At 67.6% G+C, this 25,525-nt stretch carries 27 protein-coding genes and 5 pseudogenes; 14 read left to right on the top strand and 18 right to left on the bottom strand.

Annotated features, from left to right (window positions below; genetic code table 11):
- The first annotated feature begins 21 nt into the window (after positions 1 to 21).
- Positions 22 to 1,713: pseudogene (locus ACVWWN_RS06010) on the top strand (sodium:solute symporter family protein).
- A gap of 22 nt (positions 1,714 to 1,735) precedes the next feature.
- Positions 1,736 to 2,008, top strand: a complete 273-nt coding sequence (locus tag ACVWWN_RS06005) for a hypothetical protein (RefSeq protein ID WP_457143076.1) — start codon at positions 1,736 to 1,738, stop codon at positions 2,006 to 2,008.
- A gap of 12 nt (positions 2,009 to 2,020) precedes the next feature.
- Here ACVWWN_RS06005 and ACVWWN_RS06000 read toward each other — a convergent pair whose 3' ends face one another.
- Positions 2,021 to 2,914, bottom strand: coding sequence for a DMT family transporter (locus tag ACVWWN_RS06000; protein WP_457143075.1), 894 nt, complete (start codon positions 2,912 to 2,914; stop codon positions 2,021 to 2,023).
- A gap of 152 nt (positions 2,915 to 3,066) precedes the next feature.
- On the opposite strand from ACVWWN_RS06000, the gene ACVWWN_RS05995 reads away from it, so the two are divergent.
- Positions 3,067 to 3,411: an aminopeptidase gene (locus tag ACVWWN_RS05995; RefSeq protein ID WP_457143074.1), complete on the top strand. Its 345-nt coding sequence runs from the start codon at positions 3,067 to 3,069 to the stop codon at positions 3,409 to 3,411.
- An 8-nt stretch (positions 3,412 to 3,419) separates the two neighbouring features.
- On the opposite strand, the gene ACVWWN_RS05990 is transcribed toward ACVWWN_RS05995, so the two are convergent.
- Together ACVWWN_RS05990 and ACVWWN_RS05985 are read right to left on the bottom strand one after the other, a co-directional pair.
- Complete coding sequence (locus ACVWWN_RS05990; RefSeq protein WP_457149013.1) at positions 3,420 to 3,692, bottom strand: hypothetical protein; 273 nt, start codon at positions 3,690 to 3,692, stop codon at positions 3,420 to 3,422.
- A 76-nt stretch (positions 3,693 to 3,768) separates the two neighbouring features.
- Positions 3,769 to 4,185 (bottom strand): hypothetical protein, encoded by a 417-nt coding sequence (locus tag ACVWWN_RS05985; protein ID WP_457143073.1) that lies wholly within the window; start codon positions 4,183 to 4,185, stop codon positions 3,769 to 3,771.
- A gap of 300 nt (positions 4,186 to 4,485) precedes the next feature.
- Here ACVWWN_RS05985 and ACVWWN_RS05980 point away from each other — a divergent pair, with 300 nt between their 5' ends.
- A complete protein-coding gene (locus ACVWWN_RS05980; RefSeq protein ID WP_457143072.1) occupies positions 4,486 to 4,758 on the top strand; it encodes a hypothetical protein in 273 nt (90 codons plus the stop codon).
- Positions 4,759 to 4,814: 56 nt separating this feature from the next.
- Here the strand turns inward: ACVWWN_RS05980 and ACVWWN_RS05975 are convergent, their stop codons facing one another.
- The 7 genes and pseudogenes from ACVWWN_RS05975 to ACVWWN_RS05945 all read right to left on the bottom strand — a co-directional run bounded on the left by ACVWWN_RS05975 (position 4,815) and on the right by ACVWWN_RS05945 (position 9,849).
- Positions 4,815 to 5,459 carry a TetR/AcrR family transcriptional regulator gene (locus tag ACVWWN_RS05975; protein WP_457143071.1) on the bottom strand — a complete coding sequence of 215 codons (645 nt, stop codon included), beginning with the start codon at positions 5,457 to 5,459 and terminating at the stop codon, positions 4,815 to 4,817.
- A gap of 3 nt (positions 5,460 to 5,462) precedes the next feature.
- Positions 5,463 to 5,703, bottom strand: a pseudogene (locus tag ACVWWN_RS05970) (hypothetical protein); the annotation flags it as partial.
- 39 nt (positions 5,704 to 5,742) lie between these two features.
- Positions 5,743 to 6,183, bottom strand: coding sequence for a hypothetical protein (locus tag ACVWWN_RS05965; RefSeq protein WP_457143070.1), 441 nt, complete (start codon positions 6,181 to 6,183; stop codon positions 5,743 to 5,745).
- Positions 6,180 to 7,442, bottom strand: a complete 1,263-nt coding sequence (locus tag ACVWWN_RS05960) for a DUF58 domain-containing protein (RefSeq protein ID WP_457149012.1) — start codon at positions 7,440 to 7,442, stop codon at positions 6,180 to 6,182. The genes ACVWWN_RS05965 and ACVWWN_RS05960 overlap by 4 nt, the downstream gene beginning before the upstream one ends.
- Positions 7,443 to 7,448: 6 nt before the next feature.
- Entirely contained in the window at positions 7,449 to 8,423 is a 975-nt protein-coding gene (locus ACVWWN_RS05955; protein ID WP_457143069.1) for an AAA family ATPase, read from the bottom strand.
- Complete coding sequence (locus ACVWWN_RS05950) at positions 8,420 to 8,905, bottom strand: hypothetical protein (RefSeq protein WP_457143068.1); 486 nt, start codon at positions 8,903 to 8,905, stop codon at positions 8,420 to 8,422. The genes ACVWWN_RS05955 and ACVWWN_RS05950 overlap by 4 nt, the downstream gene beginning before the upstream one ends.
- Positions 8,902 to 9,849 carry a DUF4129 domain-containing protein gene (locus tag ACVWWN_RS05945; protein ID WP_457143067.1) on the bottom strand — a complete coding sequence of 316 codons (948 nt, stop codon included), beginning with the start codon at positions 9,847 to 9,849 and terminating at the stop codon, positions 8,902 to 8,904. Before ACVWWN_RS05945 ends, ACVWWN_RS05950 begins: the two co-directional genes overlap by 4 nt.
- 57 nt (positions 9,850 to 9,906) lie before the next feature.
- Between ACVWWN_RS05945 and ACVWWN_RS05940 the strand changes: the two genes are divergently transcribed.
- The gene (locus ACVWWN_RS05940) at positions 9,907 to 10,572 is read left to right on the top strand and encodes an O-methyltransferase (protein ID WP_457143066.1); all 666 of its coding nucleotides are present in this window, start codon (positions 9,907 to 9,909) and stop codon (positions 10,570 to 10,572) included.
- Here ACVWWN_RS05940 and ACVWWN_RS05935 read toward each other — a convergent pair.
- Entirely contained in the window at positions 10,565 to 11,395 is an 831-nt protein-coding gene (locus ACVWWN_RS05935) for a hypothetical protein (protein WP_457143065.1), read from the bottom strand. The genes ACVWWN_RS05940 and ACVWWN_RS05935 overlap by 8 nt on opposite strands.
- 12 nt (positions 11,396 to 11,407) lie before the next feature.
- A complete protein-coding gene (locus ACVWWN_RS05930) occupies positions 11,408 to 12,598 on the bottom strand; it encodes an alpha/beta hydrolase (protein ID WP_457143064.1) in 1,191 nt (396 codons plus the stop codon).
- An 86-nt stretch (positions 12,599 to 12,684) separates the two neighbouring features.
- Between ACVWWN_RS05930 and ACVWWN_RS05925 the strand changes: the two genes are divergently transcribed.
- Positions 12,685 to 14,601: a potassium transporter Kup gene (locus tag ACVWWN_RS05925; protein WP_457143063.1), complete on the top strand. Its 1,917-nt coding sequence runs from the start codon at positions 12,685 to 12,687 to the stop codon at positions 14,599 to 14,601.
- 6 nt (positions 14,602 to 14,607) lie between these two features.
- A pseudogene (locus ACVWWN_RS05920) lies at positions 14,608 to 14,823 on the top strand (FAD-dependent oxidoreductase); the annotation flags it as partial.
- An 84-nt stretch (positions 14,824 to 14,907) separates the two neighbouring features.
- On the opposite strand, the gene ACVWWN_RS05915 reads toward ACVWWN_RS05920, so the two are convergent.
- The 5 genes and pseudogenes from ACVWWN_RS05915 to ACVWWN_RS05895 all read right to left on the bottom strand — a co-directional run bounded on the left by ACVWWN_RS05915 (position 14,908) and on the right by ACVWWN_RS05895 (position 18,448).
- Entirely contained in the window at positions 14,908 to 15,654 is a 747-nt protein-coding gene (locus ACVWWN_RS05915; RefSeq protein WP_457143062.1) for an alpha/beta fold hydrolase, read from the bottom strand.
- A gap of 31 nt (positions 15,655 to 15,685) precedes the next feature.
- Positions 15,686 to 16,159: a GtrA family protein gene (locus tag ACVWWN_RS05910; protein WP_457143061.1), complete on the bottom strand. Its 474-nt coding sequence runs from the start codon at positions 16,157 to 16,159 to the stop codon at positions 15,686 to 15,688.
- 76 nt (positions 16,160 to 16,235) lie between these two features.
- Positions 16,236 to 16,925 (bottom strand): annotated as a pseudogene (locus ACVWWN_RS05905) (NlpC/P60 family protein); the annotation flags it as partial.
- Between the two features lie 243 nt (positions 16,926 to 17,168).
- On the bottom strand, positions 17,169 to 18,038 hold the full coding sequence (locus ACVWWN_RS05900) for a rhomboid family intramembrane serine protease (protein ID WP_457143060.1): 870 nt from the start codon (positions 18,036 to 18,038) through the stop codon (positions 17,169 to 17,171).
- Entirely contained in the window at positions 18,035 to 18,448 is a 414-nt protein-coding gene (locus ACVWWN_RS05895; protein ID WP_457143059.1) for a VOC family protein, read from the bottom strand. The genes ACVWWN_RS05900 and ACVWWN_RS05895 overlap by 4 nt, the downstream gene beginning before the upstream one ends.
- Positions 18,449 to 18,482: 34 nt before the next feature.
- Between ACVWWN_RS05895 and ACVWWN_RS05890 the strand changes: the two are divergent.
- The 5 genes and pseudogenes from ACVWWN_RS05890 to lipE form a co-directional block, all read left to right on the top strand.
- Positions 18,483 to 18,821: pseudogene (locus ACVWWN_RS05890) on the top strand (amidase family protein); the annotation flags it as partial.
- A gap of 109 nt (positions 18,822 to 18,930) precedes the next feature.
- A complete protein-coding gene (locus tag ACVWWN_RS05885) occupies positions 18,931 to 20,061 on the top strand; it encodes an amidase (RefSeq protein ID WP_457149011.1) in 1,131 nt (376 codons plus the stop codon).
- Positions 20,062 to 20,063: 2 nt separating this feature from the next.
- The gene (locus tag ACVWWN_RS05880) at positions 20,064 to 20,465 is read left to right on the top strand and encodes a heme-binding protein (RefSeq protein ID WP_457143058.1); all 402 of its coding nucleotides are present in this window, start codon (positions 20,064 to 20,066) and stop codon (positions 20,463 to 20,465) included.
- Positions 20,466 to 20,486: 21 nt separating this feature from the next.
- The gene (locus ACVWWN_RS05875; RefSeq protein WP_457143057.1) at positions 20,487 to 20,972 is read left to right on the top strand and encodes a peroxynitrite isomerase; all 486 of its coding nucleotides are present in this window, start codon (positions 20,487 to 20,489) and stop codon (positions 20,970 to 20,972) included.
- A gap of 7 nt (positions 20,973 to 20,979) precedes the next feature.
- Positions 20,980 to 22,224, top strand: a complete 1,245-nt coding sequence (gene lipE, locus ACVWWN_RS05870) for a lipase LipE (RefSeq protein WP_457143056.1) — start codon at positions 20,980 to 20,982, stop codon at positions 22,222 to 22,224.
- 20 nt (positions 22,225 to 22,244) lie between these two features.
- Here the strand turns inward: lipE and ACVWWN_RS05865 are convergent, their stop codons facing one another.
- Complete coding sequence (locus ACVWWN_RS05865; protein WP_457143055.1) at positions 22,245 to 23,645, bottom strand: MFS transporter; 1,401 nt, start codon at positions 23,643 to 23,645, stop codon at positions 22,245 to 22,247.
- A 214-nt stretch (positions 23,646 to 23,859) separates the two neighbouring features.
- Between ACVWWN_RS05865 and ACVWWN_RS05860 the strand changes: the two genes are divergently transcribed.
- Positions 23,860 to 24,684 (top strand): ABC transporter ATP-binding protein, encoded by an 825-nt coding sequence (locus ACVWWN_RS05860; RefSeq protein ID WP_457143054.1) that lies wholly within the window; start codon positions 23,860 to 23,862, stop codon positions 24,682 to 24,684.
- Positions 24,684 to 25,511: an ABC transporter permease gene (locus tag ACVWWN_RS05855; protein WP_457143053.1), complete on the top strand. Its 828-nt coding sequence runs from the start codon at positions 24,684 to 24,686 to the stop codon at positions 25,509 to 25,511. The genes ACVWWN_RS05860 and ACVWWN_RS05855 overlap by 1 nt, the downstream gene beginning before the upstream one ends.
- Positions 25,512 to 25,525 lie beyond the last annotated feature (14 nt).

Below are 25,525 nucleotides of genomic sequence, written 5' to 3'. Positions count from 1 at the left end.
TGCACCATCACGACCACCACGCTGGCAGCAGATTCGGTGCTGCGACTCAACGTCGGCGCGCTCGACTACGTGTTGATCGCCATCTATTTCGTCTTCGTCCTGGGTATCGGCTACATCGCCCGCAGTCAGATCTCCACCAGCCTGGACTTTTTCCTGTCCGGGCGGCGCCTGCCCGCGTGGGTGACCGGTCTGGCGTTCGTCTCGGCCAACCTCGGCGCCATCGAGATCATGGGCATGTCGGCCAACGGTGCGCAGATCGGCCTGTCGACCATGCACTACTACTGGATCGGCGCGGTGCCGGCGATGCTGTTCCTCGGCGTCGTGATGATGCCGTTCTACTACGGGTCCAAGGTGCGCAGCGTTCCCGAGTTCATGCGCAAACGTTTCGGTCCCGGCGCTCATCTGGTCAATGCGATCAGCTTCGCCGTGGCCCAGGTGCTCATCGCCGGCGTCAACCTGTTCCTGCTCGCGACCGTGATCAATGTGCTGCTCGGCTGGAACCGGTGACTGTCCCTGATCGTCGCCGCCGCCATCGTGCTCACCTATACCGCGCTCGGCGGTCTGTCCGCGGCGATCTACAACGAGGTGCTGCAGTTCTTCGTGATCCTCGCAGCGCTGGTCCCGCTCACCATCTTCGGCCTGATCAAGGTCGGCGGATGGAGCGGCCTGCGCGACAAGGTGATCGACACCCAGAAGGACGGTTCGGTCACCGCGTCCGTGCACGACCAGCTGACCACCTGGCCGGGCCAGGCGCTCAGCGGTTTCGACAGCCCGGTGTGGTCGGTCATCGGCATCGTCTTCGGACTCGGCTTCGTGTTGTCCTTCGGCTACTGGACGACGAACTTCGTCGAGGTGCAACGCGCGATGGCGTCGGATTCGATCTCCTCGGCGCGGCGCGCCCCGATCATCGCGGCGTTCCCGAAGATGCTGATCCCGTTCGTCGTGGTGATCCCCGGCATGATCGCCGCCGCGGCGATCGGTGACATGATCAACCTGAAATCCACGGGCGCCGGCGACCTGACGTACAACGACGCGATGCTGCTGATGATCCGGGACATCCTGCCCAACGGCCTGCTCGGCGTGGCGGTGGCCGGTCTGCTGGCGTCGTTCATGGCGGGCATGGCCGCCAACATCTCGGCGTTCAACACCGTGTTCAGCTACGACATCTGGCAGCAGTACGTGGTGAAGGACCGGCCGGACAACTACTACATCCAGGTGGGCCGGGTGGCCACGCTCGGCGCGACGATCCTGGCGATCTTCACCGCTCTCATCGCGGCCGGCTACTCGAATCTGATGGACTATCTGCAGACGTTGTTCGGGTTCTTCAACGCTCCCCTGTTCGCCACGTTCATCCTCGGCATGTTCTGGAAGCGGATGACCGCGACGGCCGGTTGGACCGGGCTGGTGGCCGGAACCCTTTCGGCCGTATTTATTTTCCTTCTCTCGCAGGTCGGCGTGATCAATCTGCCGGGACAGGGCATGCCGTTCGTGGCGGCCTCGGCCGCGTTCGTCGTCGACGTGTTGAGCATCGTGGTGAGCATGGTGACCTCGCCCAAGCCTGTGACGGAACTGGCCGGGCTGGTGTATTCGGAGACCCCGAAGGAGATCTTCCACGACCCCGAGAGCGCCGGAAAAGCATGGTTCTACAAGCCCGTTCCGTTGGCCGCGGTGATGCTCGGCCTCACCATCATCCTCAACGTGGTCTTCCACTGAGCCGGATAAGGAATCAGAGACGATGCCCCGACTATTCGACATCCGTAACATCATCGGCGCGCTGCTCGCCATCTACGGTGTGCTGTTGACCATCGCCGGTCTCTTCCCGGCCATCCTGAGCGACCACGACAGCTCGGCCGCCGGCAACCGCGCGGACCTCTATGTCGGAACGGACGCCAACTGGTGGGTCGGCCTGATCCTGCTCGCGGTGGCCGCCGGATTCTTCGGATGGGCGCTGCTGCGCCCGGTGCGGGTCGACGAGACCGACTCTGCGGCAACCGATCTCGATAACTGACCCGAAGACGCGCTACGGGGTGCGCTTGGCGATCTGCGCCTCGAGCTGTTCCTCGTAGGCGCCCTCGTCGCGCCCGAGCGCGATGGTGGCCGCCGCCATGGCGACCGTCGCCGCGGTGATCAGCACCGCGTCCAGCCGGCTGACGTCCATGTGCTCGCCCAGCACCACCGCTCCGAGCGCCACGGCGATCAGGGGCTCCAGCACGAGCATCGTGGGCACCGAGGTCTGCAGCGATCCGGCGTGAAACGCCGACTGCTGCAGGAACACCGCGACCACGCCGAGCACCGCGAGCAGATACAGCACCGGTGTGGTCAGCACCGCGCGCACACCGTCGTGGGTGAGCAGGTGCATGACCAGCTTGGTGAGGACCGCGACGACGCCGAACAGCACGCCGACGGCGACAGCCAGAAAGACCGAACGCCGCCACCCCATGGTCTTGATCGCGACGATCACGCAGGCCGCCACGGCTGCCGTACAGATCACCGCGACCAGTGCGGACAGCGGTACGGATGCCTCGTAGTCACCGGGCTCCGTGCGCGCCAGCACCACGAAGACCGCCAGCGCGATGGTCAGCAGCACCGCCCACAGCCATTCGGCACGGGTGACCCGGCGGTGGGCCAGCCGTGCACTCAGCGGTAACGCGAACAACAGCGCCGACACCAGGATCGGCTGGACCAGTATCAGCGACCCGTCCGCCAGTGCCAGCGCCTGGAAGACGTACCCGGCGATCGCCGCCGCCGTTCCTCCCCACCACAGGGGGCGGCGAAGCAACGTCAGGAACATCACGGCGCTCACGCCGTCCTCGGCGGGCACGTCCAGCGTCGCGCGCTGACGCACCACGATGCCGATCGCGAGAAACACCGCGGCAAGAAGGGCTAGCAGCACCACCAAGCCATGGCCTACCAAAGCTGGCCTACCAAAGCGTCGCGCTCCTTTCGGGCCACGGCGACCACACCGAACAAGGACAGCATATTGAGCGGGGAAACACGCCGCCTGGCGGATCTCGACGGACCATCGATCTGGTTTCGAAGCCGGATGCAGCGGGCAAACCCCGGGGCATGAATCTGCGTCGGTTGATATTGCTTGTCGGGGCGGTCGCGCTGATCGCCGGCGTCATCGGCCTACTGGTTCCGGTGTCGGTGCCCGGTCCGGACGGCGGCAGCATCGGCTGCGGCAACGGCATCGCGCAGGATCTGTCGGCCGCCCAGGCCGCGGACAACGGGAATCTGGCAAATCTGCCGGTTCTCAATCAGGTGATTCCGCACACCAACTACGTCCCACTGTGCCAGTCGGCGCTCTCGCAGCGACGCTCGTGGACGATTCCGGTTGGCGTGATCGGCCTCGTGGTGATCGCCGGTTCGTTCTTCGTGGGCGGCCGGGCAGGACGGGTCCGGGCCGGCTGAGCCGCTGCCTAGCTGGCTTCGCGCTCGCCGACCAGACGCAGCCGGGGCTTCTGCTGGGCCGGCGCGATCCTGTCGTTGACCCGGCCCACGACGGCGTCGACACGGGTGACCGCTCGGTCGCACAGGCCGCGGACCTTGTCGCCGGCGGCGTCGACGTCGTCTGCCGCGCTCAACAGGTGTGCCCGGACATTGACGCGTAACCGTTCACCGGCGGCGCGCGCTCGACGGCGCAATCGATCGTCGACCTCGACAGTGACGTACGGCAGAACCTGAAGCTTCATCGCCGGCGCCTCCCCTTTGTGGATGTCTTTGCTCACCCTAGTCCGCGCCGGGAGGCGTCGTCGGTTGGTGTAGGGCCTACTGACCCGACTGCGCGGCGGCCTGGTCTTCCTGATCCTGCTGGGCCTGCTGAATCGCGGCGCGGCCCTCGGGGCTGCCCGCGGAGTTGCCCGGATCCTTGTTCGACGCCACCGACGCGTTGCAGTTCAGGTACACCAGCACCGTGTCGCTCACCGGGCTGAAGTCGTCCCCCTTGATCCATGGCGCCGACTGCGAGTGCGTCACCATGCATTGGTCGTTGTCGAGGGTGTCGCCGGCGCGACTGGCGATCACCGCCTTCTTACCCGCGTCACTGATCGACTTCGAGGCGTCGCCGTACGTTTGGCCCGCGTAGTCGTCAGCCGCCGCGATGCCGCTGCCGACAATTGCCAGGGACACCAGAGACACCACCGACGCACCGGCCGCAGCCGTGGCGTATCCGCCGAACTTCCTCATCTGCGACCACCCCTCCGGCAAACCCGCTCACTGTCCATTGAGCAGGGAGATTAGGTCCGTCAGCTGGAAGCAGCCTGCAAAGAACGATCACGCTTCCTGCCAATTCGGTCCCGGTCGGCGGGGTTCCTGGCAGCGTATTGGACTCGGTCGTCTGAAACCCGGAAGCGCCCGTAGCGACGATCCAACCGGTGATACGCACGGCATTGGTCTGTTTCGCCGCGATTACGGCTCCCACCACGGCGTTGACTCCGGCTATTTTTGGACGATATAGTTCAATCTCACTCACAGTTAGGACCCACCATGACGTCAGGCCGAATGGTCCGTCGTCTCGCCGCAGCCGCGGGCGGGGCCGCGATCATCTCAATGGGCTTTTTGACGGCGTGTGGTCAGGGCGAAAAGGCGCCCGAAACCACCACGCCGACCACCACGACAACCACCACGACCCCCCCGCCGGCCACCAGCGCGCCGCCGGTGGCGCCGTCGGAGAAGTCGATCAACCCGACGGGCGGCAACCTGTTCACGCCGCCGGTCAAGGCGCCGTCGGCGCCCACCGCTCCTCCCGGCGACAACTAACGCCTCGACCGCGACGCGGACTGGTCCAGTAGGTCCGGTCCGCGTCGTCGTCGCCCTCAGTGCACGGGGGCGTCGGAGGTGGCGAACGACGCCACATGCCCGATGGCCATGTTCAACGCCGACTGCATGAGGCGCGGATCGCGACCCGTCTGCGACAGCAGGTAGCCGCCCTCGACGGCCGCAAGCAGGCCTGTCGCAAGCCCTTTCAGATCGGCGTCGTCGCGAAGCACGCCGCAATCGCGCATCCGCTGAAGCGCCGCGGCCAGCAGCCCCTGCCATTGGGCGAAGTGTTCGGACAGTGACGCCCGCGCCTTGTCGTCGGTGTCGGACAGTTCGGCGGCCAGAGAGCCGAGTTCACAGCCCCACAGTCCCCGGCGCAGCGCGCATCGCTGCACCATCGCATCTCGCCAGTGGTACAGCCCGCGGAACGAGTCGACCTTCTCCAGACGCAGTCGCTGCCATGACAGGATCTCGTCGGCCCGCATCGTGATGACCTCGTAGACCAGCTCCGACTTGTCGTCGAAGTGTTGGTAGAACTGGGATTTGCTCGCTGCACTGGCCGCCAGCACGTCGTCGATGGTTGTCGCCGCCACACCCTGTACGTGCATCAGTTCCGCGGCGGCGAGGACGATGCGGTTGCGGGTGGCGGCCCCCCGCGAGGTCAGTCTCGGCCGCGTCACGTTGTCGGGTTGGGGCGGCACGGGTCAACTGTAACGCCGTACCTGCCGGCTGGATGCCGAGCCTGCGGTTTGGCCGACGGATTGGAACATTTCGTCCGTTTCGATCGGGGCGAGGGCCCTGCCCGCGGTCTCCCACAGCGTCAGCACAGTGAGAAGTCGAAGCGACCGCGGCCACCACGACGTAAGCGGGTGCGACCGCGGTGCCGGTCTGGGCGGTGAGCCAGGTGACGAGGTACGGCGTCGTCCCCCCGAACACGGCCACGCAATTCTGCCGCGGCCGGATGGTCGGCATCGCGACGAGTACTCAGCCTGACGAGCGGTCGCTCCAGTAGGGGCGGGTGACGAGCACGAACAGCACCAGCACCGCCATCGGCGCCAGCAGCGGCGCCCACGGCAGCCGCACCGGAAGCGCCGTCGCGGCAAGGCCGGCCGCCGCAAAGGTGGCTGCGCCGGCGACTGTCGGTGCGGTGATTCCGCCGGTGTGGCGCAGCACCAGATAGGCGGCCGCGGACAGCCCCGCCACCGCGGCGAGCACGGGCGGAGCGTTTCCGATCATGACCGCCCCCACGGTGATCAGGACCGCCAGCGTAGCGGCGTGTCGAAAGACGTTGCCCGCCAATACCGCAACCGCGGCCGCCAGCACCACGGCCAAGGTGGGCCCGTCGGCCTGGATCGCGCTCGCCGCTGTCATCACCAACCCGAAGGCGGTGGAAATGGCACGCGAGGTCACGTCGGTGACCGTCACGACCGCGGCCTCTTCCGGATAGAGCGGCGGTGGTCAGGAACCAACTGCATCGCCTGATCGAGGGTCGTGTCGCCGCGCCATGACACCACGTCGACACCGATCGTGCCCATGTCGCGGTACATGAACGACCGTTGCAGCGTCCATATCCGGGCCACCAGACGATCGTGCTCGCCGGCGAACGGGGCGCCCTCGAGCACGTCGACCGCGACCACGGTGTGACCGCGCTTCCGGAGATCGATCAGCGCGAGCGCGAACTCGGTATCGAGCATGGTCGAGAAGGCCACCACGATCGCGCCGGGCGGCACCGCCGCCCGCGGCGCCAGAGTCCCGCGTGTTTCGTCGAAGTTGTCGCCGGCCGTGAGCACGGCATCGAGCACGCGATAGAACTGCCGCCTGCCGATCTCGGCGCCCAGCCACCGGGGGCGCCGACCGCCGAGCGCGACGATGCCGGCGCGGTCACCACCGCGCAGCGCGCTCTGCACCACCTGCACGGCGCCGCGCACCGTGCGGTCGGTGGCCTCACTCGCCGGACCCGGCGGCTGCGGATAGTTGTCGATCAACACCACCACATCGGCGGCCCGGTCGGTCAATCTCTCGGTCACGTGCAGACTTCCGCGCCGCGCGCTCACCGGCCAGTTCACCGTGCGCAGCTGGTCGCCGGGCACGTAACGGCGAACGTCGGCGTATTCGACGCCGGGTCCGATGTGGCGGGTCAGATGGGTGCCCAGTCGATCGAGCAGTTCGGTGCGCGGGATCGACGTCGCCTGCGGTGGCGCCAGGGGAAAGACGAAGACATCGGCCGCGTCGACCGTTCCCGTCCCCTGGAGCAACCCGCCGCGCGCAACCACATTCAGCCGTGCCCGCACCGGGTAGCGGCCCCACCGGTCGGCAGCGACCGTGACCGTCCGGCGCTGCGACGACGACCCGGCCGGCTCGATCCGCAGGCCGTCCACGGATGTGACATCGAATTCGACCGCCGCATCGCCGGAGTCGGCTTCGACCCACAGGCCGACCTCGGCGTGTTCCGATTCGAAGCACCGCGTGGAGTCAGGTTTCCCACTCACCCGGAACGTCGGCACCGGTCGCTGCCAGCCGACGGAACACAGCACACCGATCAGCGGTGCGGCGAACGCGGCCAACTGCCAGTAGGAGCCGATCAGCGCCACGGCCAGTGCCACGCCGCCGCAGGTGACCAGCGCGCGCGTCAAAGATGAGGGGCGCCAACGCAGTTCGGCATCGGTGGTGCGCGTCGCGATCATCACGCGTCAGTCCTGGGCCCGTGGCACCGGCAGGCGCCGCAGGAGCTCCTCGACGATGTCGGAGCCCTGCACCCGCCGCACCCACATCTCGGGTCGCAGGCTGATGCGGTGCGCCATGGTCGGGACGGCGAGCGACTTCACATCCTCGGGCACCACGTAGTCCCTGCCGCGCAGCAGCGCGCGCGCCCGCGACAACTGGACCAGGTCGAGTTCTGCCCGGGGACTGGCGCCAACGGCGATCTGCGGATGCTGGCGGGTCGCGGTGGCCAGTGACACCACGTAGCGCAGGACATCGTCGTGTACGGTCACCTGCTCCACGGATTCACGCATGGCGATGAGGTCATGCGCATCGACGACCTGCCTCACCGCCGGGCGTGCCGAACCGCGCTCGAGACGACGACGAAGCATCGACGTCTCCTCCGGTTCGTCCAGATAGCCGAGTTCGAGCCGGATCGCGAACCGGTCGAGTTGCGCCTCGGGCAGCGGGTAGGTCCCCTCGTACTCGATCGGGTTGTCGGTGGCCAGCACCACGAAGGGGGCAGGCAGTCGGTGGGTCACACCGTCGATGCTCACCTGGCATTCGGCCATCGCCTCCAGAAGCGCGGCCTGGGTCTTGGGTGGCGTCCTGTTGATCTCGTCGGCGAGCAACAGGTTCGTGAAGATCGGTCCGGCACGGAATTCGAACCGGCCCGACTGCATGTCGTAGACCGTGGAACCCAGTAGGTCAGCGGGCAGCAGGTCGGGCGTGAATTGAACACGCTTGAATTCGAGGCCGAGGGCCGCAGCGAAAGACCTTGCGATCAAGGTCTTTCCGAGACCCGGCAGGTCCTCGATGAGAATGTGGCCCCCCGCCAGCACCGAGGTGAGGATGAGAGCCAGCGCACCACGCTTGCCGACCACCACCCCACCGATCTCGTCGAGCACCGCCTCACAGTTGGCGGTCGTGGCAGCCGGCTGTGATACCCCGGATCTTCCCGTCATACCTGCTCCAACCGCCGGAGGATCTCGTCGAGAGCGTCGCGGCCGGGCCCCGGCTCCTCATCGCCCGACCGCGAGACGTTCTGCGGGTCCACCCAGGCCCACAATTCCGACCCGAACAGCAACTGCCCGGTGGCCTGGAATGCCGTGCGGTCCTTGGCCTGCCGCTGTCCGGTGGCCAGCTCGAACTGGCGGGCCAGCATCGGGCGCAGGTGCCGATCCCAGTCTCGTCGGCTCGATTCCGATCGGCTGATCAGAGTCTCGGTGCGAGACAGCCAGCGTCGCAGCGCAGCCGCGGGATCGTTGGCGTCGGCCTCGTCGCCGACCACGTCCGATTCGCGCACCAGGAACCACCGCAGCACGAGCAGCACCAGGGCGACAACGGCGCCCGTGGCTACCAGGACCAGCTCGCGGTCGAGGACGGCCAACGCCGCGAGCTCTGCCAGGACGACCATGAAAACGGCTGCGGCGACATACTTCTTCATGCCATGCTCCTGAGCTCGCCGAGCACGAGCCGAAGCACCCGCACCGCCACGTCTCGGTGCTGTTCGGTCATCACATGCGGACTGAACCTGGACTCTTCGAACAGCTCGACGAGTTGAGTCGCACTGTCGGCATTCAACGCATGGCGTGCCACCGCCCTGGCGAGCACTTCGGTCGGTGTGTCGAAAGCCTGGGGCGCCGCACCGGGCACATGCGTCAGCTCACGTTCCATCGCCGCATAGCAAGCGATGATCGCCTCCCGCGGCTCCCGGCTCAGGTCCCCGATCTCGGCCAGCCCGAGTTCTGCTGCACGAGCGAGCGATTCGGTTGCGGGGGGCATCGGTGACGGCCCGCGGTCGCCATCGGCGGAGACGTTGAGCCGGTCGGCGCGCCGCTGCCTGCGGCCGACCACGACGGTGCCGGTGACGACCAGCGCAAGGAGCACCAGCATAGGCGGGACCAGGTAGGTGACGACGTTCGTGCCGGAATCCGGCGGTGGCCGTCGCGGCTCACGGGAAGCGGCGGGATCCCGGGCGGGTGTGCCGGGCTCCGACACCGCGACGGTGGACTGCTCACCGGGCTCCGGCCCGGCCAGCCGGGTCAGGACCGTGACCATCGCCAGCCAACCGATGATCACCGCGAGGGCCAGCAGTGCGAGCCGCCATGTCGGCCGACCGCGCCGCGCCGCGGCCTCTCGCTCGATTCCGGACGGTGGCCGTCTCGCGCGACCGTCGCGCATCCGCGCGATGATGGCGATCCCGATCACCACCACCGCCCCGCTGAGCAGCGCGACGTCGAGGTACAGGGCCAGCGGGCTGGTGGCGGTCCGCTCGCGGGCGAGTTCGCGTTCGACGCCGGGGAGATAGCCGCGTAAGGCGCAGACGGCGAGGACCAGGAGCGCGATCACGGCGATCGCGCGTCGTATCGACGTGTCGATACCCGCCATCGTGCCAATCCTGGCACGTAAAGCGTGACATTGGCATCAGCGTCTACGTTCGATCTCGTGACCAATACGCTTCAGGACCCCAAGGTCTCCGCCGCCCTGGACCGGATGTACACCGAGTCGGCGGAGCAGTTCGCCACATTGCACGAGTGGGGCGGCGAGCTCTCGCGCCTGGCCTCGGCCAGTGCCCAGGACCGCGCGGATGCGGTCAGCGGGATCTACATGCCGGTCACCGCGGAATCGGGGCGGCTGCTGTACTCGCTGGTGCGGGCGTCGCGACCGGGCACCGTCGTGGAGTTCGGGATGTCGCTCGGCGTCTCCGCGATTCATCTCGCGTCGGCGGTCCGTGACAACGGCACCGGCCGCGTCGTCACCACCGAGCTCAGTGGCGCCAAGGTGACAGCGGCGAAGAAGACGTTCGCCGAGACGGGCCTCGACGACCTCATCACGGTGCTCGAGGGCGACGCGCTCACCACGCTGGCAGCCCTCGACGGGCCGGTCGACCTGGTGCTCCTCGACGGCTGGAAGGAGCTCTACCTGCCGGTGCTCGAGTTGCTCGAGCCGCAGCTGTCGGACGGCGCACTCGTGGTGGCGGACAACACCTCGATGGAGGGCTCGAAGCCCTATCTCGACCACGTCCGCGGTCCGGGCAACGGCTACGTCAGCGTGCCCTTCCCCGTGCGTGACAGCGACAGCATGGAAATCAGCTGCCGCGCGGTCACTTAGCGGACTTCAGGGCCGCCCTGGCTTCCTTGACCACCGCGCCGGCGTCGCGGCCGGCCTGCTTCGCCTTCTGGTAGGCGTCTTCCGCGGCGCTCAGCGCCCGTTCGGCGTCCTGCATCCTGCGCCGCGCGTCGTCGCGACGCAGCCGGGCGGTGGCCAGATCGGACTGCAACCCGGCCAGCGCCTCGTCGGCTTGGGCCTTGGCGCGCTCGGCGGCGGTCAGCGCGTCACGGGCTTTCTGCCGTTGCCGACGCTTGGCCTCGTTGTCGTCGTCCCGCGGGGAGGTCCCGGGCCGCTTGCGCGGCACCGGTTTCGGCGCGGGTTTCGGCCGGCCACGGGCGGCGGTGAAAACCTCTGCGGTGTCGCCGAACCCGCCGAACCCGGACCAGCGCTCAGCCTTCGCCAGATGGCCGATCCGGGCCGCCACGTCAGGGTCGGCGATCGCCGCCTGCAGCGTGCCCGTCACATCGTCGCGGACCGCGGCCGAGGGCGCGGTCAGCTCCGCCTTCTCGAAGGCCGCCCGCGCGAGCTGATCGACCAGCCGACGCTGCTCGGCCGACAGTCCGCGAATGCGCTCGCCGTCCATCGCCGCATGCGCCTCGCGCAGCCGCTCACCCAGGTCGGTCAGCCGGCGCTTCGCCTCTTTGTCGCCGAGAGCCAGGCGGTTGACGATCCAGGCCGCCGTGGTGGGTTTGCGGGCCGCTGAGATCCGCTTGGCGGCGACCTCGTCGCCGCGCTTCCTGGCCGCCGATGCGAGCTCGGTCCGCAACGCCGTGAAGTCCTCCGGCTTGGCGCCATAGAGTTCGTCGAGCTCGTCTGCGGCCATCACCCCATGATCTCAGGGCGCCAGGCCGTGGGCACGCAGCCATAGCCCGGTCAGTTGGCGGTAGGCCTGCTGACCGATGCTGCCGGGCCGGCCGTCGAAGACATGGTCGGCGTAGGGGACCGCGACCAGCTTTACGTCGACGCCGGCCGCGTGCGCGACCTCGGCGAACCGGTATGCCCCCGCCACGGGGACGAGGTGGTCGGCGGCGCCGACGATCATCAGGGTCGGCGGCGAGAGCCGGCTCAGGTAGGAACCGGATGTGATCGCGGTATAGCGATCGGGGAACTGCCGGGGCGATCCCCCGGTGTAGGCGCCGGCCATATCGCGCGACGCACCACCGAGCGCGGGGTCGGGATTGGCGTAGAAACCCGCCGGATCGACGACCGGATACAGCACCGACACCGCTCGGACCACCGGCACCCGGCCCCCACACGTGGAGGACAGGGCGCCGCCCGCCGCGAGGTAGGCGGCGTTGATGGCCAGGTTCCCGCCCGCCGAGTCCCCCGACAACGCCAGCCGGTTCGGGTCACCGCCGTACTTGCCCGCGTTGACGGCGACCCAGGCCAGCGCGCAACCGATGTGATTCTGGGCGAGGTTCCAGAGGTGCCGTTGTCCGTCGGACAGCGGATAGTCGACGGTGATCGTCAACCAGCCCTGGTCGGCGAACCACCGCAGATCGGCGCTGTGCGCATTGCGGTCGCCGGCCACCCAGCCGCCCCCGTGGATGTAGACCAGCACCGGCGCGGACGATGCCGCGGTTGCACCGGGCGGCCGGAAGATGCTCAGACTCAGCGGGCCTCCGTCGAACGCCGAGTACACCACGTCGGCGTCCGGGGCGGCCGACTTCTCCACCCCGACACCGAAGGCGTCGAACAGGGAGATGTCGGCCCCTGCCCGCTCGACCGCGGCCGTCATCCGGCCAGTGATCACTCCGGCGCCGACGACGGTCACCACGGCCAGCACGACCACCGCCATCGAGTACAGGTCCCGGCGATGCCACCAGCGATAGAGCGCGAACCCGCCGCCCGCCAGCGACGCCACGAGCAACCAGACCATGAACTGGGGAACGTAGGCGGTGGCCAACCCGACATAGGGCACGCTGTAGAGATACGTCGCCAGCACCCCGAGCGCGGGAGCCACCACGAACGCCGTCGCGATGACGATGACCACTGACTGGACACGCTCGCGCCTGGATCGCCGCATGCCTCAATCCTTGCCGACCTCCCCGCCGACGCGCGCAAGCGCCGAGAGAACCCGCATTCGGGACCGTGCTCGGCGACAATGCGGCAGTGCGGTCAAAAACTGAAGCCGACACGCCAAAGCTGCGCCCGGCCGTGGTGATCGGTGCGCTCGGCGTGGTGTTCGGCGACATCGGGACCAGCCCGATCTACACGATTCAGACGGTCTTCAACCCGAGCGACCCGCATCCGGTGCCCATCTCCCAAGCCCACGTCTACGGCATCGTGTCGTTGATCTTCTGGTCGGTGATGATCATCGTCACATTCACCTACATCACGCTGGTCATGCACGCCGACAACAACGGTGAGGGCGGGATCATGGCGCTGATCACCCTGCTGCGCCGCTGGAGCGGCACGCGGGGGCGGCGCACCGCAATGTCGCTGGCGGCGCTCGGAGTCTTCGGCGCGTCGCTGTTCTTCGGCGACAGCATGATCACGCCCGCGATCTCGGTGCTGTCGGCGGTCGAGGGACTCAAGGTCATCGGTCCCGGCTTCGAGGACTGGATCGTGCCGATCACGGCGGTCATCATCGTCGGGCTGTTCTCCGTGCAACACCGGGGCACGGCGACGGTCGGGCGCTTCTTCGGACCGGTGATGATCGCCTGGTTCGTGGCGATCGGCGCGTGCGGACTGCACGGCATCGTCGACAACCCCGACATTCTCAGGGCGCTGTCGCCGACCTATGCCCTGACGTTCGTGGCCGGAAACTTCCATTACGCGTTCTTCGCGCTGGCCGCGGTGGTTCTCGCGGTCACCGGGGCGGAGGCGCTCTATGCCGACATGGGCCATTTCGGCAGGCGCGCGATCACCCTCGGCTGGCTCTCGCTGGTGCTGCCCGCATGCACGTTGAGCTATTTCGGCCAGGGCGCGCTGTTGCTCCGCGACGAGAACGCCGTGAGCGCGCCATTCTTCCTGCTGACCCCGGAGTGGGGCCGAATCCCCATGGTGCTGTTGGCAACCGGGGCCACCGTGATCGCTTCACAGGCGGTGATCACAGGCGCGTTCTCGGTGGCGTCGCAGGCGTCCCGGCTCGGCTATCTGCCACGGCTGCGCATCGAGCACACTTCGGCCTCTGCGATCGGGCAGATTTATGTGCCGTGGATCAACGGCGTGCTGTTGGTGTGCGTGCTGACGCTCGTCTTCGCCTTCCGCAGTTCCGCGGCGCTGGCATACGCCTTCGGCATGGCGGTCACCGGGACCATCACCATCACCACGCTTCTGTTCCTCTACTACGCCCACACGAAGTGGGGAAGACCGCTGTGGCTGGTGCTGATCGGCGGCGGAGTGCTGTTGACGGTGGACCTGACGTTCTTCGCGGCCAACCTCACCAAGTTGGTGCACGGCGCATGGCTGCCGCTGCTCATCGGCCTCGTCGCCTTCACCGTGATGACCACCTGGCAGCACGGTCGCCAAATCGTCACGCGGGCAAGAGCGGAGGCCGAGGGACCGCTGCGCGACTTCATCGACCACCTTCCCACCCATAAGCCGCAACTGGTTCGGGTACCCGGGACCGCGGTATTCCTCAACCGTGGCAACGAGACCGCGCCGCTGGCGATGCGCGCGAATGTCGAGCACAACAATGTGCTCGCCAAGCAGGTGGTCATCATGTCGCTCGACACCGAGCCGGTGCCCAGAGTGCCGGACTCCGAGCGGCTGACCGTCGACGAACTTGGTTTCGCCAGGGACGGAATCGTTTACGTCGCCGCCCGGTTCGGGTACATGGAACGGCCCAACGTGCCCGCCGTCCTCAGACTGCTCAAGCCCGCGCAGACCGAGGGTCGCATCGACGTCGACAATGCGCGGTATTTTCTGTCCAAGCTCGAACTGTGCGCCGGCAACTCACACGACATGGCGGAGTGGCGCAAACGACTGTTCATCGCGACGTCGTACATCACCGCCGACGCCGCCGCCTACTTCAAGCTGCCCCTCGACCGGACCGTGATCATCGGTTCGCGGATCGAGATCTGAGAGCTCATGCAGCGATTCGACGCCATCGTGGTGGGTGCGCGCTGCGCGGGCGCTCCGCTGGCCGCGATAGCCCGGCCGGGGCACAGTGTCTGTCTGCTCGATCGCGCACAGTTTCCGTCGCAAACCCCGTCGACACACATCATTCGGCCGTGTGGCGTCGAGATGCTGGAGCGGTTCGGCGTGCTCGACGCGGTGCTCGCGGCGGGCCCCTACGCAATGTACTGGTTCGCGAGCATGATGGGCTCCGCCGAACGTCCGGCGGGCCCGGCAAGGACGAGCCCTGGCGCCGGGGATGTCCCCCAACTCTTAGTCGAGGCCGTTCCAGAAGTCGCTCAACGCTTGGGCGCCGCGGTCGGGATCCTGCACCATCCACCAATGCCCCAGCCCGTCGAGCATTTCGACGCGAGCCCCGGCCCTGGTGGCAACCCGGCGCCGCATGTCGTCGCTTCCGACGAAGTGGTCCTCGGTGGCGAGCAATGCCAAACCGGGCCGGGCACGGGCGATCTCGAGGGCGCGGCCGGCCTCGGCCATCGCGGGTTGGCTTGCCGACCGGTACACCGCGAGGATCGCCTTGCCCATCTCCGGACCCTGGGCGGCGGCCATCTCGCCCGCGATATCGCGCGGGATGCCGAGGCCGACCATCCGCTCCGTCCGGTCGTCGACCGTACCGCCCATCATGGTGTCCACGAGTTCCTCTCCGGCTCCCGGCGTCTGCCACACCTGCGCGAGGTCGTGCCAGACATACTCCGGGTCGAGAATTCCCAGCGCGTCGCTGGCCCAACTGCGCACCAACTCGGGGCGGTCCATGACCACGTTCATGACGTGGCCACCGCCCCAGTCGTGCCCGACCAGATCGACCGGCTCGTCGATCGCCTCGAGTTCGGCGGCCAGCCAGTCCCGGTAGGCCAGGTACGTGGCCGGGAAGCCCTCGGGCAGGGGTGCACCGAATCCCGGCGGAGACAGGGTGACTACGTCGTCACGGCCGAGGGCGGCGATGAGCGGCTTCCAGATCCCCTCCGTCTCCGGATTGCCGTGTACCAGAGCAACTGCCATCGCTCTCATCCTTTCCGGTTGTCTCGTCCGGTCAGCGGCGGAACACCACCCACCGCATGGCGCTGTACATATAGATCGCCTCGCACGCGCCCGCCAGGATGCGCGCCACGTGATACTCCACGCCGACCGCCGACAACACGGTCGACACACCGAGGATGAACGCAAGGTAGTTCACCACACACACCACCGCATAGATGGCGAACTGCGGTCCGACGGGGGCGTGAGAGTGGAAGTTCAGCGTGCGGTTCAACACGTAGCTCAGCGCGAATGCGCACACGTAGGCCGCGGTGACCGCAGCGGGCAAGGACAGTGCCAGCCCGCCGCGCAGGGCGGTGAGCAGCAGCAGGTCCACGCCGAACGTGAAGGTGTTGATGACGACGAAGCCCAGGAAGGTCGGCGCGAGAATGGAATCGAGGCCGAACGGCAACCGCGCGACGACGTCCCCGCAGAGCCGGTGGAACCACGCGACGGGCCCCACCCGGCCGGCCTCGGAATCAACCCGCATGCGACCACGCTGACACGGCCAGGTATCCGGGCCGTGATCGCCCGGCGAACTTCAGGCTCCCGCTGCTCTCATGCGCTCAGTAGTCGATGAATCGCACCACATAGGGCATCATCCCGGACGTCCGTACCGGAGAGATGTGCACGTCGGATCCGGTGTAGGGCGCCTCGAGCATCTGTCCCCGTCCCAGGAACAGGGCTTCGTGCTGACTCGCGTTCGGGCCGTAGTAGATGACATCGCCGGGCCGGGCTTGTGCCGGCGGGATGTGGCGTCCCAGTGGGTACTGGTTGCCGGAGTAGTGGGGCAACCTGATGCCCACACCGGCGAATGCATACAGCACCAGTCCAGAACAATCGAAACCCACGGTGCCCGCGCCACTGTCGATGCCGCGCGAAGGTCCGGCGGCGTTGCCGCCGCCCCACGAATAGGGGACACCGCGTTGGGACAGGGCCCGCCGCAGCACGTACTGCACCGCCTGTGCGCCGTATACCCGGGGGATGCGGCCGTTGACGGCACCGTCGGGTTCACCGACGTTGATTCCGAGACTGGACAGAAAGTTTCGTCCCATGTCGGCGGTCAGTTGCGTCGATGTCTCCGAAATGTGCAGAACCGTGTTCATCACGGCCACCGGGTCACCCGGCACGTTCGCGCTGGGCACGTTCGGCAGGGTCGGATCCCATCCACCACTGGGCGCAGCCGGGGCCGGCGCCGCTGGGACCGCACGGGGCTGCGCCGAAGCCGACGGCGCGCCGCCCGTCAATGCGACTCCCCCCATCACCAGTGCCAGGACCACGGCCGCGCACCGACGTCGCCCTCTGAAACGGGGGGCCGGTGGCCGCACTGAATTCCTCCTCGCCGGACCGCGGCGCTGGACCGCATTGACACGCGAACGAACGAGATCGACGTTATGCCACATTCGGCACAGGAGACACAGCTGTCACAACAAGATTCGGTCACAGACCAGTGTCAAAACGTCTGCAGCAGAGAGCTATTCGGCCCTGGCGAGGCGGCGTCAGGTTAGCCCGAACAGTGCCGCGAGTTCGGCGGTGCGCCACCAGATCAGCAGCACGAGCACCACAAGAACGGCCACCGTCACGCCGATCTGAATCGGGTTTCGCCGTTGCCGGGGCGCATACGCGTACGCGGCGGCAACCGCCGTGCCAACGACCAGCCCGCCGATATGTCCCTGCCAGCTGATGTTCTGCGAACTGATCAGCGGGATCACGAACGTGAAGGCCAGGTTGAGCACGATGAGCCCGATGACCCAGCGGGTGTCGAGATTGAGCCGCTTGCCCACCACGAACGTGGCGCCGAACAAGCCGAACACCGCGCCCGATGCCCCCGCGGTCGCGGCGTTCAGCGGCGACAACAAATACACCAGCACCGATCCACCGAGCGCGCTCAGCGTGTACAGCGCGGTGAAGCGCAGCCTGCCGAGCCACATCTCCAACGGCGGCCCCACCACATAGAGCGCCCACATGTTGAACAGCAGATGTGTCATGCCGTAGTGCAGGAAGGCCGACGTGATCAGGCGGTACAGGTCCCCGTCGGCCACCGCGGGCGCGCGGAGCACCAGTTCGCGTTGCACGTCCCCCGACACCGTCTGCAGCGCGAACATGACCACGTTCAGCGCGATCAGAACATAGGTCACCACCGGCGTCGCCGACCGCTCCCGGCTGCCGAAGCGGGTCCGCGCCGGCGGGACCGACCGCGCGCCCGCACGGATGCACTCGGGGCACTGGTGCCCGACGGCGGCGTCGTTCATACACTCAGGGCAGATGAACCGGTTGCACCGGGTGCAGCGGACATAGGTGGCACGATCGGGATGGCGGTAGCAGGTCGGAGTCTCGGCCGGCGTGCCGGATCGATACGGAGCGCTCATAACGTGCCGAACAGCTCGATCCAGTTGCCGTCCGGGTCGGCGATGTACAGCCAACCCATCCCGGGCACCGGTTCGAACTCCGTCAACGGCTCCACCACCTGGTACTCCGGCGCCTCCACCGCCTCGGCCACCGCGCGCAGGTTGTTGACGCCGATGGTGAAGTACCGGATGCCCGCCCGGGCGGGCCCACCGCCGGCCGCGGCGGGCTGCGGCGGGGCCGCGGCGAAGGTGACGAGCTTGACCACGTTCTTGCCGAGGGCGTAGCGCCGCTGCGTGCCGCCGGGAAAATCCACGCTGCCCTGAAACTGCAGCCCCAGGAAGCCCTCGTAGAAGGCGGCCATCGCATCCAGGTTGGTGGTGACGACACCGACTTCGATCGCCGGTGTCAACAGGTCCAGCCTCACGGCCACCTCATCTCTGGTTCTCTGGTTCCGCCCTGGTTCGATGCTGTGCAGCGCATCCGTCGCCATTCTGCCGTTGCTACGTGCAGGCGTGATGACCGACGACGAGTACGTCGAGGTCGACGGTCTGGGTCTGGCCGGCCGCGTCGCCTCCGGCGAGGTGTCCGCCGGCGAACTCCAGCAGCTGGCGCGGGCACGGGCCGACAAGCTGAACCCCAGGATCAACGCCATCTGTCTCCGCCTCGACGAGCACGCCGATCGGCAGGCGGCCGGTCCGCTCTCCGGCCCGTTCGCCGGGGTGCCGTTCCTGCTCAAGGACCTCAACCAGGACATCGAGGGAGTTCCGACGTCCGCGGGATGCCGCGCGCTGGCCGGCCGTCCCGCCCGGCAGACCAGCATGATCGTCGAGCGGTGGCGCGATGCCGGGCTGGTGATCTTCGCGGAAGACGACGACCCCGGAGTTCGGCTCGAAGGGTGTCACGGAAGCCGAACTGTTCGGCCCGACCCGCAATCCATGGGACCTCGACCGCACGCCCGGCGGGTCCTCCGGCGGTGCGGCGGCCGCGGTGGCGGCGCGGATCATCCCCGTCGCGGCGGCCAGCGACGGCGGCGGCTCGATTCGCATCCCCGCCGCCTGCACCGGTTTGGTCGGACTCAAGGCGGGCCGCGGTCTGATTCCGTTCAGCCCCGCCAACAGTGAACCGCTCAACGGCCTGTCGACCAGCGGCGTGGTATCCCGCACGGTCCGCGACACCGCCGCCAGGCTGGACCTGCTCATCGGGCCCGACGATCTCAGCGCGTTCGCGCCTGCACTGCCCGAAAACCCCCTGCTGTGCGATCTCGACCATGCGCCTGGCCCGCTGCGCATCGGCTTCACCACCAGGTCGGCGGTCCGCGGCACGCCGCACCCCGAGGCCGGCCGTGCAGTCGAGCACGCCGCCGCGCTGCTGACCGAACTCGGCCACCACGTCGAAGAGGTCAAGCCGCCGCACGACGACGCCCAGCTTGCCCGCGACTTTCTCACCATCTGGTTCGTCAACCAGAGCGTCGAGGTCGACCGCATCAAGCGCGAGACCGGAGCGGGCGATGACGGATTCGAACAGGACGCCCGCGTTCTGGCCGCGCTCGGCCGCGCCGTTCGTGCCGTGGATCTGCAGGCCGCCGAGCAACGCCGGCGCGAATACATCGCGGGTCTGGCGACCTTCCACCGGTCCTACGACCTGCTGATGACGCCCACCCTGGGCGAGCCGCCGATCCGCATCGGCGCGCTGGACACGCCCGCCCCGTTGCGCGCCATCGCCGAGGGACTGCTGCGCACCCGGACGACATGGTTGGCGCGGATGACCGGTGCCGTGGATCAGATGGTCCAACGCAGCCTCGGCTGGGTGCCCTATACACAGTTGGCGAACGTGACCGGCCGCCCCGCGATCAGCCTGCCGTTGTACTGGACGCCCGACGGACTGCCGATGGGAATCCAGTTCGTCGGCCGGCGGAGTGTAACGCCGGCGATCCGGGCCCGCATCGCGTCGCGACGCAGGTTTGCCACCATTTGTCTTCGGCTACCTTGTTTTTGGGGACGGGGAAATCTCCAATCGAATCACAATCCGAGGGAAAGAATTTGATCATGAAGTTCAGTGGTATCACCGCGCGCCGCAGCGTCGCGGGCATCGCCGCCGGTTGCCTACTCGGGGGTCTGGCAGCCGCAACCACCGCCGCGCCCACCGCATCGGCGGCCCCGGAGCAGTGCAGCGCAAGCCAGGTGGCCGACACGGTCAGTTCGACAACCGGCGCGGCGCGCGCGTATCTGGACAGCCACCCGGGCGCTAATCAGGCCGTGACCGTGGCGTTCAGCCAGCCGCGTCCGCAGGCCTCTGCCACACTGCGCGGATACTTCACCGCCAACCCGCAGGAGTACTACGACCTGCGCGGCATCCTGGCGCCGATCGGAGACACCCAGCGCCAGTGCAACGTGACCGTATTGCCGCCGGACCTGGCATCGGCCTACAGCGAGTTCATGGCCGGCTGATCCGGCCGTACCCTGGCGGACGTGGTTGACCTGCATTCCGGCGTCGCGGCGCTCGCTCCCCTGCTCGGCAGCTGGGCAGGGGCGGGCGCCGGCGAGTATCCGACGATAGAAGCGTTCGGATACTCCGAGGAGGTCACGTTCGGCCATGTCGGCAAGCCGTTCTTGACCTACGGGCAACGGACCAGAGCCGCCGACGACGGCCGTCCTCTCCACGCCGAGACGGGTTATCTCCGGGTTCCCGCCGCCGGCCGGGTCGAGTTGCTGCTCGCACATCCGACGGGTGTCACGGAGATATCCGAAGGCTCGCTGTCCGTCGAAGGCACGGTGCTGGAGATGGAGCTCAGCACGACGTCGGTCGGGCTCAGTTCGTCGGCCAAAAACGTCACGGCGCTGGGGCGTTCGTTTCGAGTCGACGGCGACGTCCTCACCTACACGTTGCGCCTCGGCGCGGTCGGTCAGCCCCTGCAGCATCACCTCGCCGCGACACTGCACAGGAAGCCCGGGTGAGCTCCGGGTGAGCACTGACGGCAGAATCCGTGTCCCCGCCGACCTCGACACCGTGACGTCGGTGGGCACCGAGGATCACTCGGGGATCGACCCCGCCGCCATCGAGCGGATCTGGCGGGCGGTTACCCATTGGTACGAGGCCGGTATGCACCCCGCGATCCAGTTGTGTCTGCGCCACGACGGCCGGGTTGTGCTGAACCGGGCCATCGGCCACGGTTGGGGGAACGGCCCGGACGATCCGTCCGACGCCGAAAAGGTCTGCGCCACCACGGAGACCGCGTTCTGCGTGTATTCGGCCGCCAAGGCCATGACCACCACCGTCGTCCACATGCTGGTCGAGCGCGGGGCCTTCGCCCTCGATGACCGGGTCTGCGACTACCTGCCGAGCTACACCAGCCACGGCAAGGATCGCACCACGATCCGTCACGTCATCACGCACCGCGCGGGGGTGCCGATTTACACGGGGCCGCGGGTGGACCTCAAGCGGATGGACGACAGCGAGTACACCCGCGAGATGCTCGGTCGGCTCAAGCCGTTGCACCGGCCCGGACTCGTCCACATCTACCACGGCCTGACGTGGGGGCCGTTGATGCGCGAGATCGTCTCGGCCGCGACCGGCAGGAGCATCCGCGAGATCCTGGGCACCGAGATCCTCGATCCCCTGGGCTTCCGGTGGACCAATTATGGCGTGGCCGAACGCGACGTGCCCCTGGTAGCGCCCAGCTACGCGACGGGCAAACCGTTACCCGCACCGATCGCGAAGGTGTTCCGCCTGGCGACCGGCGGCACGTTGCAGCGGATCATCCCATTCTCCAACACCCCGCGATACCTGACGAGCGTGCTCCCCTCGTCCAACACCGTGTCGACGGCCGATGAGCTGTCCCGATTCGCCGAGATGCTGCGGCGCGGAGGCGAGCTCGACGGGATCCGTGTCGTCGCGCCATCGACGATACGGGCGGCGGTGCGCGAGAGCAGGCGGCTTCGCCCCGATGTGGCCACCGGGCTGGTTCCCCTGCGCTGGGGAACCGGATACATGCTGGGGTCCAACAGGTTCGGGCCGTTCGGTCGCAATGCTCCTTCGGCCTTCGGGCATACCGGACTGGTGAACATCGCCGTGTGGGCGGATCCCGAACGGCGGCTGGCCGCCGGAGTGATCAGCAGCGGCAAGCCGGGACAGCACCGCGAGGCCAACCGCTACAGCGCGCTGCTGGACCGCATCACCGCCGAGATCCCCGTGACTGGTAACACGTAGAAATACGTGACAGGCAATCGTCACGGCGACAACTCCTCGAGGGTGCGGCCGTCGGTCCGCGGACCGAAGATGCCGATCGAGAAAACGATGGCCGCCATGGCGATACCGATCATGACGAACACACCGCCGGTACCGGAGCGGGCGAGAATGCCGGCGATCCAATAGGAGACGAAGATCGCGCTGACCCGGCTCCAGCTGAACGCGAATCCCACTGCGCGGGCCCGGATCCGGGTGGGAAACAGTTCCGCACTGTAGGGATGGAACGCGCCGATGAGCCAGTTGTTGCACAGGGTGATGCCCGCGCCGCCGGCGATGACCAGTGCCGTGAGGTCGGCGCTGGCGAACAAAGTGCCGAACAACCCGACTCCGATCGCCGCGAGCACAATCTGTGTCTTGCGCTCGACGCGTTCGGCAAGCAGGAAGGACAGCACCGCGCCGAACGGCGTCACCAAGGCGATCATGAAGCTGTACCCGAGGCTGTGCACGACGGTGAAGCCGCGGTGCACCAACAAGATCGGCGCCCAGTTCGCGAAGCCGTAGACCGCGATGGTCTGGGCGAACTGAAATATCGAGAGCACCCCGGTACGGATTCCGTAGCACCGGCCGAAGACCTCACTCCACCCGCCGGCACCCGTCGTCGGCGCCACGGCGCCGGTCGCCGCGATGTCGGGAAGTCTGCCCACATGCCTGCGGACGCGGACTTCGATCTCGGTGATGACGGCGTGTGCTTCGGCCAGTCGGCCGTGCGCAGCCAACCAGCGCGGCGATTCCGGCAGGTCCCGCCGCAACAACCAGACCAGGACCCCTCCCGCCGCGCCGATCAGCATGACCCAGCGCCAGCCGTCGATGCCGAGCGGCTCATGTGGGACCAGCAACCACGACAACAGCGCCACACCGGGCACGGAGGTCAGCACGAGGACGTAGCCCAGCGACATGTAGCGTCCGCGCGTGGCCGCGGGACTGACCTCGGACATGAAGGTGTCGTTGTTGATCAGCTGGATTCCGATGGCAACGCCGGCCACGAAGCGGAACAGCACGATCAGCGGGCTGGACGCGGACACGGCCACCAGCACCGCAGCAACCGAGTAGCCCAGCATCGAATAGGTGAAGGTGGCCCGCCTGCCGTACCGGTCGGCGATTCGGCTCAGCAGAACCGTGGACACGAACATCCCGAGGAAGAACGATGCGGTGAAGCTGGCGTAGCCGTGCAGGTCGAAGTACCCGTGGCTGCCCTGGGTGAACAGCCCCGCGCCGATCAGGCCGAGGGAGATGTAGCCGGCCATGAACAGCTCGTAGAACTCGAACCAGCCACCGATCGCGATGCGGGCCACTACGTTGCGCAGGTACGGGTTGGGCGGCAGGCGGTCGATGCGGGCCGAGATCAGCTCGGCCGTCGGCCCGGCGGACAGGTCGGCGCTCACAAGCGCGCCCGCAGCACCGGCATCAGTCCGGAACTACCTGCTGGATCATGGAACCCGATTGTGAGCGTCATCACGGCGGGTTACGTTAGACGCACCGGTCACCGCAATCCACAGCGATATCCGTCGCGTTCGTTGCAGCATGTGCAATGATTGGTTTAAAGGTCTTATGGTCTGGCCTTGATTCTGTATGATGTCAGCCCGTAACGTGGCTCACATGTCTCCTGGAGAGCAGCCCGCGCATCTCGAAGCCGACCGGGTCCGGATCGAGTACGGGAGTTCGGACGCCCGCGACTCGCCCACCCTCGCCGTCGATTGCGCAAGTCTCGACGTCGCCCGCAACGATTTCGTCTGCATCGTCGGCCCCTCGGGATGCGGAAAGACGACGTTGCTCAATGCCGTCGCCGGATTCATCCCCATCGACGGCGGCACGCTGCGCCTCGACGGCAACGACATTCCGGGTCCCGGGCCCGACCGGGCCATGGTGTTCCAGCAGCCCAGCCTGCTGCCCTGGCGCAAGGTGATCGACAACGTCACCTATGGACTGGAACTGGGCAGACAACTGAAGCGGCGCCAGGCCCGCGAACGCGCCCGCGAACTGCTCGATCTGGTCGGACTGTCCGGTTTCGGCGACCGCTATCCCGCGCAACTGTCCGGCGGGATGCAACAGCGGGTCAACCTGGCCCGCGCGCTCGCCGTCGAGCCACAACTGCTGCTGCTCGATGAGCCATTCGCGTCGATCGACGCACAGACGCGCGAGGTGATGCAGGTCGAGTTGCTGCGCATCTGCGCCGCCCAGAACGTGACCGCCTTGTTCGTCACGCACGACATCAGCGAGGCGGTGCTGCTGGCCCACCGGGTGTGCGTCTTCGGCCCACGGCCGGGCCGCATCATCCGCGAGGTCTCGGTGCCGTTCCCGCGTCCACGCGATCAGAGCATCCGCCGGTCACCGGAATATCTCGCGTTGGTGGAGGAGATATCCGAGTTGCTCTACAGCCCCGCCACTCTCGACACCGCGGCCGCAGCAGGAGGCGCGCACTGATGACTCTGACAGCGACACGACCGCGCCGGGCCACCACCCGCCGGAAGCCCGAAAGCCCGCGACCACGACGATGGTTCAACCAGAAATACGTCTACGGTGCCGGCGCCGTCATCGCGGTGCTCGCGCTTTGGCAACTCGTGGCCGCCCTTCGGATCAAACCGGCCATCATCCTGCCCGGCCCGATTGACGTCATCCACGCGTTCCAGCAGTTGTTTGCCAGCGCCACCATCTGGGCCGACCTGGCCACCAGCGGTAAGGAACTGCTATATGGCCTGATCCTGGCCACCATCGTCGGCCTGCCGCTGGGGCTGCTGATCGGCTGGTACCGCAGGCTGTCCTGGGCGGCCAGCCCGCTGATCAATTTCCTCTACGCGACGCCGCGGATCGCCCTCACGCCGCTGCTCATCATCTGGCTCGGAATCGGTCAAACATCCAAGATCGCGATCGTCTTCCTGATGGCCATCTTCCCGATCCTGATCAACACCGCCAGCGGCGTGCAGAACCTGGACCCCGCGGTGGTGCGGGTGGCGCGCTGCTTCGGCGCGGGCGACCTTGCGATCTTCCGCACGATCGCGCTGCCAGGGTCCGTCCCGTTCATCATCAGCGGCCTGCGGCTGGCCGTGGGCCAGGCGTTGATCGGAGTGTTCGTCGCCGAACTGAGCGGCGCCACCCACGGCGTCGGCATGCTGATGAACAACGCCGGTCAGCAGTTCCAGACATCGGTCGTCTTCGCGGGACTCTTCATCTTCGCGATCACCGGTGTGGTGCTCACCGGGCTGCTCCGGGCCGTCGAGCAGCGCTTCGCCGCGTGGCGGCCCCAACAATGAACCTCGTTGAGGGA

This window comes from Mycobacterium sp. URHB0021 (genome assembly GCF_054057895.1).
This window is presented reverse-complemented; position numbering and strand designations above follow the sequence as displayed.